This is a genomic window from Pedobacter polysacchareus (assembly GCF_019802255.1).
Classification (GTDB): Bacteria; Bacteroidota; Bacteroidia; order Sphingobacteriales; family Sphingobacteriaceae; genus Pedobacter; species Pedobacter polysacchareus.
On record NZ_JAHYSS010000003.1, the window covers coordinates 563,298 to 577,440 of the forward strand.

8 protein-coding genes are annotated in these 14,143 nt (G+C 39.4%); 1 reads left to right on the forward strand and 7 read right to left on the reverse strand.

The features are described 5' to 3' along the window. Positions 1-32: 32 nt before the first annotated feature. Both K7X70_RS10070 and K7X70_RS10075 read right to left on the reverse strand, forming a co-directional pair. Positions 33-2,690 carry an ATP-binding protein gene (locus tag K7X70_RS10070; protein ID WP_222536935.1) on the reverse strand — a complete coding sequence of 886 codons (2,658 nt, stop codon included), beginning with the start codon at positions 2,688-2,690 and terminating at the stop codon, positions 33-35. Between the two features lie 279 nt (positions 2,691-2,969). Continuing rightward, entirely contained in the window at positions 2,970-6,209 is a 3,240-nt protein-coding gene (locus K7X70_RS10075) for a CheR family methyltransferase (protein WP_222536936.1), read from the reverse strand. Positions 6,210-6,237: 28 nt separating this feature from the next. Here K7X70_RS10075 and K7X70_RS10080 point away from each other — a divergent pair, with 28 nt between their 5' ends. Further along, a complete protein-coding gene (locus K7X70_RS10080) occupies positions 6,238-6,408 on the forward strand; it encodes a hypothetical protein (RefSeq protein WP_222536937.1) in 171 nt (56 codons plus the stop codon). Positions 6,409-6,854: 446 nt separating this feature from the next. Here K7X70_RS10080 and K7X70_RS10085 read toward each other — a convergent pair whose 3' ends face one another. The 5 genes from K7X70_RS10085 to K7X70_RS10105 form a co-directional block, all read right to left on the reverse strand. Then, positions 6,855-7,439, reverse strand: coding sequence for a PAS domain-containing protein (locus K7X70_RS10085; RefSeq protein ID WP_222536938.1), 585 nt, complete (start codon positions 7,437-7,439; stop codon positions 6,855-6,857). Between the two features lie 211 nt (positions 7,440-7,650). Further along, complete coding sequence (locus tag K7X70_RS10090) at positions 7,651-9,153, reverse strand: alpha-L-fucosidase (RefSeq protein ID WP_222536939.1); 1,503 nt, start codon at positions 9,151-9,153, stop codon at positions 7,651-7,653. Position 9,154: 1 nt separating this feature from the next. After that, the gene (locus K7X70_RS10095; protein ID WP_222536940.1) at positions 9,155-10,720 is read right to left on the reverse strand and encodes a sulfatase family protein; all 1,566 of its coding nucleotides are present in this window, start codon (positions 10,718-10,720) and stop codon (positions 9,155-9,157) included. Continuing rightward, positions 10,717-12,375 carry a beta-N-acetylhexosaminidase gene (locus K7X70_RS10100; RefSeq protein ID WP_222536941.1) on the reverse strand — a complete coding sequence of 553 codons (1,659 nt, stop codon included), beginning with the start codon at positions 12,373-12,375 and terminating at the stop codon, positions 10,717-10,719. Before K7X70_RS10100 ends, K7X70_RS10095 begins: the two co-directional genes overlap by 4 nt. Positions 12,376-12,397: 22 nt before the next feature. Next, positions 12,398-14,134: a RagB/SusD family nutrient uptake outer membrane protein gene (locus tag K7X70_RS10105; protein ID WP_222536942.1), complete on the reverse strand. Its 1,737-nt coding sequence runs from the start codon at positions 14,132-14,134 to the stop codon at positions 12,398-12,400. Between the last annotated feature and the right edge of the window lie 9 nt (positions 14,135-14,143).

Below are 14,143 nucleotides of genomic sequence, written 5' to 3' on the forward strand. Positions count from 1 at the left end.
AAATGGCTGACCAGAATAAGACACCAGCCATTCTATAAGCGGCCGTAAATTTCAATTTTGTGGTAAAGTTCATCTGGCTTGAATGGCTTGCTGATGTAATCATTCATACCAGAATCAAATGCTTTGTATTGAACATCCAACATAGCGGAAGCAGTCAGCGCTATTATAGGTAGTTTCTTAAATTTATCACCCGACAAGGCTCTGATGGCTGTTGCACTTTGGTATCCATCCAAAACCGGCATCTGTAGATCCATAAAGACCATATCATAGTCCTTTAGTTGTACCTGTTGTAAGGCAAGCAAGCCATTTCCTACAACATCACATTCTACCTGCCAGAGCTTCATGAATTGTTTTACCAGGATTGCGTTAATTTCATTGTCCTCGGCCATAAGTACTTTAATTCCCTTTAAATTTTTCAAAGCTTTTACCGGAACTATTTTCCGTTCTATAATTGGCTCATCACTGCCATTGTTAAAGCTCAAACCGAATTTAAAACTGGAACCGACCTCAGGCGTACTCTCTACCTCTATACTCCCTCCCATTAGTTCAATAAGTCTCTTTGTGATAGCCAGTCCAAGGCCAGTTCCACCATACTTCCTGTTGGTATCTGCATTTGCCTGGGTAAACCTTTCAAAAATGAATTCCATTTTATCCTTCGGTATACCGATACCAGTATCAGTCACCTCAAAATCAATGATGGTTTGAACCTCGTTTCTGCTCACAAAAAAAGCAGAAATGCTAACCTTGCCTTTAGATGTAAATTTAATAGCATTGTTGATCAGATTGGTTAAGATTTGCCCCAGACGAACAGGGTCACCCATAACGGCCTCTGATAACTGCTCGTCTATGGACAGCTCTAACTCCAGTCCTTTCTCCCTCGCTTTTGCCAATAATGAGAAGCGGATATTTTTCAGCAATTCAGGTATACTGAAATCAATCAGTTCGAAGGTGATTACCCCTTCTTCCATTTTGCTGAAATCAAGAATATCGTTGATTAATACCAATAAATTATCGCCTGAAAATTTTAGTAATTTCAGGTATTCCAATTGCTCAGGATTGGGATCTTTCAGCAAAAGTAAATTTGTAAAACCAATTACCGCATTCATAGGGGTTCTGACTTCATGGCTCATGGTAGCCAAGAATTGGGATTTCGCATTAGCAGCTTGTTCAGCAAAATCTTTTGCCATAATCAACTCATTTTCAGCGTTTTTTTGAGCTGTTATATCCATTATGGCACCGTAAAGTTTGGTCACTTTTCCATATTCATTAATAAAAGGCTTACCTATGGCATGGATATACCTGATTTGACCATCAGATAAAATAATACGCAAATTAAATTCAGATGTAATTCGTTCATCAATTGTATGTTGAACTATCCTCTTATAAGTTTCCTTATCATCAGGATGGATCATTCTTCCAAAACTTTGGGTATTTGGCCCTTCCTTTTCTGGAATTAATCCAAAAATACGGAACGCTTCATCGGACCAATAGTTCTTACCCGTAACCAAATCAGCCTCCCAACTGCCGCTATGTGTCAACTCCTGAGTGTCTGAAAGTAATGCCTGGTTGATCTTGATTAATTCGGTCGCATGTTTCTGTTCTGTAATATCGTTCCATACAGCTAACAATACAGTCTTACTATTTATATTAACTGGTTTTAATGTTACCAATACTGTAAAAGTCTCTCCATTAATCCGCTTATGTAGCCACTCAAATTGATGATAGCCATTTTTATAGGCCAAGTTGTCCATTTCAAGAGACTTTTCACTTGAAAGCCGACCATCTGGCTGATATTTAGGCGAAAAGTCTGCCGGATGGCAAGCAAGCACCTCCGCTTTATTATTACAGTTCAACATAACAATGGCCATATCATTACAGTCAATTACGCCTTTTGTTCCGAACAAAAAATGAGCATCAGCTGAATATTTAAAGATCACGCTAAGGATTTCTTCAGACAAACGCTTTTCTGTAACATCCTGAATTATCCCATAGAGTTTAACTGCGATTCCATTTTCAAAAACAGCTTTTCCTGATGTCCTGATCCACTTTTCATTACCTCTGTCTGTAACAACGGAGACTTCAGCATCCCAGGACTCTCCACTTTTTACCGCCTTTTCGATTAAATTGATGATCAGGACCCTGCCTTCGGCAGAATAGAAACTAAGTGCATGATCTAGATCCGGCACTATTTCCGGTTCAACTTCATGGATTACGTATACCTCATCAGACCAGAAAAGGTGATTCGTAGGTAAATCCAGCTCCCAGGATCCCGTTTGTGTGAGTTTACCCGTTTCAGTAAACATATCAAACGTGTGCTTTTCTTTCGTGACATCCTTAAAAAACCCATCAATGGTAGTTTTACTTGAACTGCTTATTTCGCCTAAACCTTGTATCCATTTTTTCTTACCAGAAGGCAAATTAAAATAGCCTTCCCATTTCCAGGGGATTGACAGACTTATTGAGACTTCTAATGAACTTAGAAATGATTCCCTATGCTGTTTTGATAAGAGATTCAGCAGTACTTCCATATCGTTAATCAATAAACTTGGATTCAATTCCAATTCCTTTTCAATTGCAGCACTGACAAATAAAAATGAATAACGACCTTCATATTCATGAATTCTAAATACAACACAAGGTATTTCCTTAAAAAAAGTAGAAAGATCAAAATTATCTATTGGGATTGACATACATTTTGGGTGCTAAAAAAATCTGTAAATTGATTGCCTAATAAGTTACACCCATTATCATCCTATTGGTATACATCCAACTGATCCAAAAATGAGGCATAACACTAATTTTCTGAAAACAACACAGACTCTTTAATCAAAGAATGGTTTTCATAAATCATCAAATATTTTATTTTTTTATTATAGTTTTTTTAAACAAGCCTGGATTATCAGAACAAGGTATCTAAAGGAAAAACCTGCACGCGAAAGGCTTGAAGGTAAAGCCTAAAATTCGCTGTTTTATATTTTAAAAAAAATCTTAAAAGCACAGCCTTTATCTATAGCGCATTCTACTTCGATTTTGCCGCCAGAAGCATTGACGATCTTACGGATAAGGTACAATCCGATACCGGTACCATGTGTGACCAAGCTTAACCGCTTATATTTTTTGAAGATATGATCAACCTCATCCTTGGTGATACCTATACCATTATCGGTTATCGTCAATAGGATAAACTGGCCTTTTTTTTCAGTTTTGATACTAATCTCTGGCAGACGTTCTGGATGGCTGAACTTGATCGCATTCGTGAGAAGATTCAGCATCACGCTTCTCAAGTTCTTTTTGGCAAACCGAACCCTATTTTCACGAAAATCGGTATGAAAAATGACTTTAGAAACCTTAATATGTTCCGACATGAGCTCCTTTATCTCGTCAAATAATTCCGGAAAACTTTCCAGGGCTCCCTCATCATCTTCTGACTCCAAATGACCAATCCTGGCCAGATCGCTAATTATGGATTTAAAATTGGTAACCGCTTTATTCATCATCCCTGATAATTCCATGACCTCAGGGTCTTGAGTATTGAGCTTTTCATTCAGTATCTGTAGCAACATTTCAATGTTTACAATTGGCGCATTGAGGTCATGCGAAGCACCAAAAACAAAGTTGTTAAGATCAGCGTTAATTCTCAGTAAGCTTTGATTACTTTCATCAAGGCTGTGGTTGCTCATATCCAGCTCCCGCAATAGTTTCTTCAGTTCGCTGATGTCGTAAAAACTGATCACAGCTCCATCGGCTTTTTTGCTGTTCTTCTTCAGGTAAGGCATGGTCATCACCTGATAGACCTTTCCATTCGGCGCTTCTGCTTCACGCGTAATGTGTTCCTCATTCTGTATGACTTTTTTTATATCATCGATCAAAGTTTCAAATTTGATATTGGTGGTTATATTGCTAAGTGGCCTACCAATATCACTTTCTCGGATGTTAATGTGCTCCACTGCTCCCGGCGAATATCTTTTCAGCAGCAAGTCCTTGTCAACAAATAACTGACCATTTACATTACTCCTGAAATAATTATTCAGATCGTCATTCAGGTCCGTCAACTGATCAATGGTCAGCTCATGTTTCTTATTGACCGTTTTCAGTTCCTCGTTTACCGATTGAAGTTCTTCATTAGTGCTTTGCATTTCTTCATTAGCCGATTGCATTTCCTCGTTGGCAGACTGCAGTTCTTCATTAAAAGACTGCATATTTTCGTTGGAAGAGCCAATAAGCTCATGTGCTATAGTTATAGTATGTCTAAGCTGAGCCACCTCCTGTTCAAGGCTGATGACATGCTCGCGCATCACTTCATTGATATCCTTAATGTGAATTACATTCCCCTGTTTGTTACCCACTTGACTTTCTGTAAACAAGACCAACAGCAATCTTTCTTCCGACTCGCCAATATAAAAGGGGCTGATGACAATATCAATCAGTTTGCTTTTATCCTTGCCGGTACCGCCCATGCTAAGCCCATTAAGCACGAACCTTTCATTCAACTTTAGCGATTTCCATGCAGTAGCCTTGAAAAGTGTACAAATATGATCCGGTAAAAGATCAATCAGGTTATAGTTAAAATTAATAGGTTTCAAGTAAGATGCGGTATCTCCAAATGACTGAACAACATGCAGGGTTTCATCCGTACAAACACCGTTAAAAGCTCTTTCACTTAACAAGGCTGAATTGACCTGGTAGGCGAGTTCGCTTTTTGACACCAGAGTAACTTGCTTTTTGGTGACTGCTGTCTTCACCTGAAATTCCCGGATCCTATGGGATAAAAAGGTATCAGAGCTCATAACTCGCCCTGTTTTATAACTTTTCAGGATGTTCCATTTGCCGCTAACCTCTTGGAAGCCATTCATGATCAGAGAACCGCTCTCACTTGGCCCCAAAAAGAGATAACCACCCTCTTTTAATCCAAAATGCAGTAGGGAAAATACCTTTTGCTGTAAAGTCACATTCAAATATATCAGCAGGTTACGGCAACTGATCAGATCCATATTACAATACGGCGTATTATTGGTCAGGTTATGCTGAGCAAATATCAGCATCTTTCGTACTTCGTGTTTGATTTTATAACTTGTACCTTCTTTAGTGAAAAATTGCTGAAGCCTATCCTTGGATACGGTTTTAATAATACTTTCGGGGTAAATACCTTTCGAGGCGATATCCAGCGCCGCTTTACTAATATCCGAAGCGAAGATTTTGACCTCGATATTTTTGGGATATTTATTTAAATATTCTTTGATCAATATCGCTATAGAATAAGCTTCCTCTCCAGTGGCACAGCCAGCCACCCATATCTTCAATACTTCGGTATTGTTATTTTTGATAATGCCGGGGATAACGGTTTCTTCAATGATTTTAAACGCTTCCTGGTCACGAAAAAAAGAGGTTACGCTAATCAGGAACTCATTGGCGAGTAAAGTGACCTCTGAGGCATTGCCTGTTAGTAATTTATAATACTGACCTATTTCGTTCAAATGATGATGCTTCATCCGTCTTTTAATCCGCCTGATAATCGTAGGACGCTTATAGTCGAAAAAATCCAATGCTTGGCTGTCCTTAATTAGCGTTAATATTTGTCCGATTACCTCTTCATCGATTTGCGCCGAAGGTTCCTCAGTTAACTGATCCAGGACGCCATCCACGACATATTTCTCAATGAGTTGTGGCATGGATTTGGGTGAAATAATTCTGTCCGCAAAACCCGTCGCAATGGCTGCCAGCGGCATAGCACTGAAGCTTGCAGTAACCGGATCCTGAACTATTGTCATCCCACCAGCGTTTTTAATGGCTTCTATTCCTTTTGAACCATCATCTCCAGTACCGGATAAAATCACACCAATGGCTCTGTTTCCGCGCTCCTTTGCCAGAGCACTTAAAAAGTAATCAATTGTCATGTGCGGGCGGGCATGATGTTTTTTGTCCAAAAGAATCAGCCTTCCTTTTTTTATTGACATAAACTTCGCACTGGGAATGATATAAACCGTATTAGACTTAATATCTACATTATCAGTAGCTTCAACGACTTGCAGTTTACTATGCTGGGCCAGGATCTGCACCATCTGACTTTTAAAATCAGCAGAAAGATGCTGTATCAGGATATAGGATACGGAATCCAGTGGGGTATGATCAAAAAACACGGATATGGCTTCCAAGCCTCCGGCCGATGCTCCGATAGCTATAATATATTGTTGATCGACAATTTCAGTCATAAGCTAACGATAGTTTAGTGATTAAAGAATGGAAAAACATTCTTTAAAGATAAAGATATTCAAACGTAATAATTTATTTATTTTCAAGCATTTACACTTTAAATCATTTGAAGAATTGATCGAAAAAGTGGTTAAAGATGGGGCACTTATGTTAACCGGATATGGATTGGTCATGCGCATGACTTTACCTGGCCAATGATAAGGATATAGCCCCACAGGCTAATGTTACTATGCCTTCGTCATCAAAATTATACCAGAAAATAATTTTTAATTATTTTTAGACTTCAGAAAAATCATTAATAAATACACACAAAAGTAATTAACATATCTCCTGTAGATTATATTTTACAAACAAATTAATCCACCTGATAGGCTCTTCTACTCCTGCAATACAAAAACAATTGTAATGCACAAACAGTACAGTCTTTAAAACGGCATGTTTACCAGGGTTAAGTGTTTTCCAGTATATGGTAGCAGGCTGAGAAATGTTGAAGTTTTTAACTGACACGGCAGAGTGGCCTCTGCTTACTTTGCTGCCCTTGGTACTCGAAGGGAATATAATTGAACTTATTTATCCTATAGGGGAGTAAGGAGCAAATAGAAGTTGCCAGAACAAGATCGTTGCATTTTAACTAAGCGTTTTCTTTAGGTATCAGAAGATTCATTCCTATGAACTTCTTTAACAACTTTGTCGAGATCTGTAACACTTTGAACAATCATTTTTGCAGCATCTTTAACATCTACCAGGTCAGTAGCCTCTTGTATTAATTTCCCAAGCCCCAACAGATTTGCAACATATCGGCGAATTGAGTGAGAATGACTGATCTTAATCTCGTGGAGCTTTCCACTAACTTGCATAAATTCAGTGATATCATGACCAATACAAAAGATCCCAATGGGTAAATCATGGTCATTGAACATTGCCTTATATTCCCATTTTGTAATAATAAACCCACCGTTACCATCATGCTTACGTAAAGTTGCAGGAAAAACTGATGCTCTATGCATAAATGCTTTTTCGGCAACAGCTTGACAAATTTGTTGATCTTCTTCGTGCATAGTTATCCCATAATGCTTACCTACAAGATCACCATGAATAGTTTGAAAAGCTTCAGTGTAATGCCTGTTAAGATAACTGTATTTAGAATCCATATCTACTGCTATAAGATAATATGTTCTTGACTCACCTAACAATTCTTTAATTGCATGAAAATGTTCTATACTATTCATAGCTCAAAAGTACATAGAAAAGGTAGCTTAATAATTAAGGGTGTTCAATATGTTTAAAGCATCCAGTTAATTGCTTTGAACTATGATGAGGTACAAAACTTTATCCAAGATACAAAGGAAACATGAAACTATGCAAAACAATCCCTTAGCATCGCAAAGCAACATCAAGCAAAAACCCCTCTGAATTACCGCTCAGAGGGGCTTTACAAGGTTAAATTTGTTTAAACAAGCCCAATTCCGAAATAGTAGGGTTTAAACGTGATTGTTCAATTCTTAACCTGACTTTTAAAGCCGTAACAGGCTTAAATTTAACTAAACGTTTATATCCAATTGTGGTACCCTCGGTAACCTTTTTCCAATCGGTACCCGCCCAATATTCGAGTACAAATTTCTCTACCCGCTGACCGATAGTAATATTTTCCTGAAGGGATAGTACATCAAAGGTTTGTGCTGTTTTGAATGTCAGTTCAATTATAGCAGTGCTGTCTTTTCCTTTTGTAGTCCAATTCGTTTTATATCGACCATCTAGTAAAGCTTTTGGGTTTACTCCATTAGCAGATGCAATTACAGCACCTTTAGCAAGGTTCACCTTAAATGTTTCTGTTCTAAGTTTAGTCCATCCTTTTAGACTATTGATATCACTTTCGCTGATCAGTCCATCAGTATTTGGCGGAATGTTTAGTAGTAATACACTGTTTTTACCTACTGAATGGTAATAGATGTCGAGCAGTTTATCCGGAGATTTAACTTTGCTGTCTTCAGCAGGATGATAAAACCATCCCGGCCTGATAGACACATCCGTTTCTGCTGGATACCACACTAGCCCTTTTGCATTTTTCAGCTGATCTCTACCACCGATATCCTGTCCTTTTATAAAACCTGAGGGTTTTATATTGATCTCTTTTTGCGAAGTTGCTGATATCTCGGATTGATCGAGGTTATTAGCCGGAAGTACACTCCACTCAGTTTCTCTACCATAGCCGGTTTCGGTGCCTACCCAGCGTACATCCGGCCCCATAATGGCAATAGTTGCTTTAGGCTGTAATTCACGGATATGTGCATACCAGCGGTTAAAATCATACGCTTGTTTTTTACCATTAGGCCCTTCCCCGTTTGCGCCATCAAACCATACTTCATCAATTCTTCCGTATTGAGTTAATAGTTCAGTCAACTGATTTATAAAAAAATCATTATAAGCCTCCGTACCATAAACCGCGGCATTCATATCCCATGGAGAAAGGTAAATTCCGAAACCAATTTTAAATTTCTTACAGGCATCTGCCACTTCTTTTACCACATCACCATTCCCTTTTTTCCATGGACTGCTTTTTACAGAATGGGTAGTCGTTTTTGTTGGCCAGAGGCAAAAGCCATCATGATGTTTGGCGGTTAATATTACTTGTTTAAAACCAGCATCCTTAGCTGTTTTTACCCATTGTTCTGCATCAAGTCTTCTGGGGTTAAATATTTCAGGGCTTTCTTTTCCGGTTCCCCATTCTCTATTGGTGTAGGTATTGATACCGAAATGAAAAAAAGCGGTCAGCTCCAGTTGTTGCCAGCGCAATTGTCTGGATGTAGGTGTAATACCAGCAGCCTTTTTAATAATTTCGGCGGAGCTTTCATTTGGATCAATTATAGCATAATTGGTTTGTGCATTAACCAGACAACTAAATGTCAGCAGAGAGCCCAATATAAAACAGGTTTTTATCAGCATGTTATTTCTTTTTAAATGATTTTTGTTCCAAAATCACCTTGGCATCCTTGTCCTCAAACTTCTCAATTTGTTTATTTAGCACTTTATATAAGTTGGCCGTTACGGCTTCATAACCTTTTTTGCCGTATTTGTTATCCATTTCATGTGGGTCGGTTTTCAGATCGTACAATTCCCAACCTGAAACACGTTTATAAAACCTGATCAATTTATATCTTTTAGTACGGATCCCAAAGTGCGGAGAAACAGAATGTTCTCCATTTTCATAATAATGATAATACAAAACCTGTCTTCCCTTATCTGCTTTATTTTTTAAGGCGGGTAACATAGAAACCCCTTGTATAGCTGTAGGAATGGGAATCCCGGCTGCATCAAGCAAAGTTGGGGCAATATCCAGGTTCATCACAAAACGATCAGAAATGGTTCCGGCTTTAACCTGACCGGGGTATCGCATGACCATAGGCGTGCGAAAGGACTCTTCATAAATCCAACGCTTATCAAACCAACCGTGCTCACCCATATAGAACCCTTGGTCAGACATATAAATTACAATGGTATTCTGGCTGAGGCCATGTTTGTCCAGATAATCCAGTGTCCGCCCGATATTTCGGTCCAGAGAAGTGGCTGTACTCAGATAATCGCGCATATAACGTTGGAATTTCCATTCTGTAAGTGCTTTCCCCCGCAGTTTCAAGGTGTTGAACTGTGCTTCAATAGGTTTATAATAGGCATCAACCTTTGCGCGCTGTGCCGCATTCATCCTGCTAAAGTTACCATCTTTGTTTTCTTTATCGTCAGAGCCAAACATCTTTAAATCATAGCCCATCAGCATAGTTTTTTCGATAGACATGTCCTGTTTGCTGGCAGCAGTTCGATTCTGATACTTATCATAAAAATTAGCTGGTAACGGAAAGTTGACCTGATCAAACCTGCCAAGGTCGGCAGTATCCGGCAACCAGACCCGATGCGTGGCCTTATGTCCGATCACCAGACAAAATGGTTTAGACGGGTCCGTTTTATCCAGCCACTTTTCGGTTTCATCGGTAATGACATTAGTCACATAGCCATCAATCCTCTTTTTACTGCCGTCCATCATGTCAAAATCCGGATTATAATACTGTCCCTGATCTGGCAGAACCTGCCAGAAATCAAAACCCTGAGGCTTGCTTTCCAGATGCCATTTGCCAATCCATGCAGTTTGATAGCCACCGTGCTGCAATTGCTTCACAAAAGAGTCCTGATCACCATTAAAAACTGAGCTTTCATTATCCTTGAATCCGTTTTTATGGCTGTATTTTCCAGTCAGGATAACCGCTCTACTGGGACCACAAATGGAATTGGTTACGTATGCCTTATCAAAGCGCACACCTTCTTTTGCAATCCTGTCTATATTGGGAGTCTGCATCATCTTACTGCCATAAGCACTTATCGTCTGATAGGCATGATCATCCGAAATGATAATGACAATATTTGGCCTTTTCGCACCAACTCCTGTTTGCCTGGTTTGTGCGAAAAGAACTGCGCTACTACCGATCAATACAAGGGAGATTAAGATTTTAACTAGTTTCATCGGACTTCCATATTATTGTATAAAAAAGGGGCTGAAGTAAACACACTTCTACCGGTCCCACTTAACCTTTTAGAGTGAAAGTATAACTTATTGTTAAATCTGATCCAGTCTTTTACTTTTTTTGGAGACCAAAGTACTTCAGACAAAGCGAGCATCCTGGGCAAAGCCATTTCCTCCATATCCGAAACCGAGTCGATAAACTCAGTCCAGAGACAAGCCTGTGCACCTAAAACAAAAGAAGACTCAACGGTACTAAGCGCAGCAGGGATCGGTTCATAATCATACACATTCTTCAAAGTATTGATAGAGTATCTGGCGGCAAGAGGTTGTGGAATGCTTAAGGTATCAGCCTGATAGCGGTTAAAATAAAGGGGCTTTACAGGAGTCATCACCACAGGATGGTGCATTCTGGCCGCTTGAATTCCACCTTCCTCACCTCTCCAGCTCATTACAGTAGCTTCAGGAGCCAATCCACCTTCCAGAATTTCATCCCAGCCAATTAGTTTCTTCTTATTTTTGTGTAAAAATGAACCTATGCGTTTGATGAAATAGCTTTGGAGTTCATGTTCATCCTTTAATCCTTCATTTTTGATCCTTTGCTGACAGGCAAGGCATTTTTTCCAGCTGGTTTTATTCACTTCATCTCCCCCTACATGAATGTATTCAGAAGGGAAAATGGCCATCACTTCTTTCAATACGTTTTCCAGAAATTCAAAGCTATTGTCTTTACCTGCGCAATAATTGGCTAAGGCATTTGGGTCACCACCAAAAGAACTTCTAACCTCTTGTGCCTGTCCAGTACAGGAAAGTTCAGGGTAAGCAGTAATGGCTGCATCAGAATGCCCCGGCATTTCAATTTCTGGCACTACCATAATATTTTTTTCACCTGCGTACCTGACAATTTCCCTGGCCTCCGTCTGGGTATAAAATCCGCCGTAACTAAAAGTATCCAGGGGTAAAACTTGGTTCTTCTTATAAAAAACACTACCCGGAATCTCTTTACGCCAGGCCCCAACTGAGGTTAGCTTAGGGTATTTTTTAATTTCCAGGCGCCAGCCTTCAGAATCAGTTAAATGCCAATGAAAGACATTCATTTTATACATAGCCATCAAATCGATATAACTCTTTACGGCTTCAGTTGAAAAGAAATGCCTGCTGACATCGAGCATCATCCCACGCCATTTAAAACGTGGATAATCGGTGATCTTTAAAAATGGCAGTTGCAGCTCGGCATTTGTACGATAAACTGGGAGCAATTGAAGCAGGCTTTGCAAGCCGTAGAAAACCCCTTTATCGGTATTGGCCGAAATGGTGATTCCTTTTACATCGATTGTCAGATGGTAACCTTCATCTCCGATCAGCTTATCTGGTTCTATCAGCAAACGAACCTGACTTTGCGCCTTGTTTTTATTGTTTATTAATTTAAAACCCGAAACTGAAGCTACAACGTCAGTAAAATAGCTGGAATGTCTGGCAAGCAGAGGATTTTTGGCATCAAAATATATCCTTGTACCCTTGCCAATGGTAAATGTACCTTCGTAGACTTCCATTTTTACCGGCTCGGGTATGATATTTATTTTAGTCGCAAAACTGCTGTTTATCCAAAAGGATAAACAGATGAACAGCAGTAGTTTCATTTTATGCATGGTATTCATAAGAAGTGTTTAGCTGGGTTTATTAATATCCATAATTTTGTTGATTAGCAGGGATCCCTTCATTGGAATTCATTTCCGACTGTGGAATAGGCAACAAGAGGTTTTTCCTAAGCTGATCTGGTGTAGATGGCAATATCCGATCTCTGAAAGCAGTATTGTTATTGGATGCTATCGCATTAGCTACAAATGCTTTTGTGATATTGTGATTGTTATTTCTATCAACAATTAACTTAAAAAAGTCTACGCCTCGTCTGCGTGCATCCACATACATTTCATATTCACCTCCTAACTCAAATAAACGTTCATTAAAGATCTTTAACCTCATCTCATCGGGGGCCAGTTGTGCGAGCAGGCTTTTAGGATAAACCGAAGGAGTATTTGCTGAAGTACGAGCCCTGGTTAATACGGCATTCAGATATTCTTGTGCTTTACCGGGATTACCAAGTTCATTTTCAACATCAGCCATCAACAAAAGAAAGTCGGCATACCTGTAAATCATTAAGTTTTTATTGCTGTTTTGTGCTGTAGCAGCTACGTCCATTTGCTTTACAAAATATGGCCAGCCTTGATGATCTCCCACGCGGGTTGTAAATAAGGTTTTTAACGCCGTTGAAAGCTCTTCGACTTTAGGATTGGTCGGATCTGCCAGTGTAGCATATCTGATTGAATCTGTTGCAATAGTATTTACGCCTGCAGTTCCTCCCAGGTACGGATAGGAAAATACCCGGAAATTATTAGTTTTTATTTGCGAGAAGCTCGATGCAAAGGTCACTTTTAGACGTGGGTCGTCGGGGTAAGTCCCTCTAAACTGATCATAAAAAGCTTTAGAAACCTTTATTCTCGCAAACGAAATTCCAGCTGTTGAGTTAGCCGGTGAAAATATCCAGTTTGCCCTGTTACCTACATAAGCTGAGGTTGTAGAAAAATTCAATTGAAAAATTGATTCTGAAGAATTGTTAACTGTATTTACAAATAAAGATGCAAACTTAGGCATCAGACTGTAATTACCCAGTTCAAATACTTTATCGCCGTATTGTTTAGCCTTCGCCCAGTTGGCTGAAGAAGGGGTATTATCATGACTCCCCAACATCCAATACAACTTAGCCAGATATGCATAAGCTGCATATTTGGTTGCTTTACCATTTGCAGCAGCCCCCAACTGTTCTTTTGTAGCTAAGTTTTCTGCTGCGAAAAGCCAGTCTTCCGCGACCTGGTTGTACACCTCTTCCCTTGATGCACGACCTTTAGCAACTGTTACTGAAGTTGTCGGCTCAATTCTTAAGGGAACACCACCAAAGACATTTGCCAGGTTATAATAACACAATCCCCGCAAAAATCTGGCTTCAGCTACAGATTGCTTTTTGTAAGCATCACTTAAGTCACTTTCCTGTATACTATTGATAAAGTAATTACACTCACCAATTACTTTGTACCAACCGCTCCATACCATTCCAACCAGTACATTGGTAGTAGGTATATTCATAGAGGTATAAGTATCCTGATCGCTGCCATTTGTCTGAGCCCAGCCCAAACCCGATGCGCCGACCATAATCTCAGGAACTCCCTGCCCATAAGCATTGTAGTTTGTCATGTATCCATAACAGCCATTCAGCGCCAGATTTGCAGTAGTTTCACTCTCAAAAGCGGTTTTACTGTTGATAGAATATTTTGGATCTTCATCCAATAATTTTTTGCAGGATACTGTACTCAATGCCATAACCAGCAAACTCAGGAATTTAATATATGTTGATGTTTTCATGACCGTCTT

What these genes read in the sequence shown, in the direction of transcription:
- K7X70_RS10070 (WP_222536935.1), bottom strand. Translation starts at nt 2,690, where the DNA reads ATGTCAATCCCAATAGATAATTTTGATCTTTCTACTTTTTTTAAGGAA.
- K7X70_RS10075 (WP_222536936.1), bottom strand. Translation starts at nt 6,209, where the DNA reads ATGACTGAAATTGTCGATCAACAATATATTATAGCTATCGGAGCATCG.
- K7X70_RS10080 (WP_222536937.1), top strand. Translation starts at nt 6,238, where the DNA reads ATGGAAAAACATTCTTTAAAGATAAAGATATTCAAACGTAATAATTTA.
- K7X70_RS10085 (WP_222536938.1), bottom strand. Translation starts at nt 7,439, where the DNA reads ATGAATAGTATAGAACATTTTCATGCAATTAAAGAATTGTTAGGTGAG.
- K7X70_RS10090 (WP_222536939.1), bottom strand. Translation starts at nt 9,153, where the DNA reads ATGCTGATAAAAACCTGTTTTATATTGGGCTCTCTGCTGACATTTAGT.
- K7X70_RS10095 (WP_222536940.1), bottom strand. Translation starts at nt 10,720, where the DNA reads ATGAAACTAGTTAAAATCTTAATCTCCCTTGTATTGATCGGTAGTAGC.
- K7X70_RS10100 (WP_222536941.1), bottom strand. Translation starts at nt 12,375, where the DNA reads ATGAATACCATGCATAAAATGAAACTACTGCTGTTCATCTGTTTATCC.
- K7X70_RS10105 (WP_222536942.1), bottom strand. Translation starts at nt 14,134, where the DNA reads ATGAAAACATCAACATATATTAAATTCCTGAGTTTGCTGGTTATGGCA.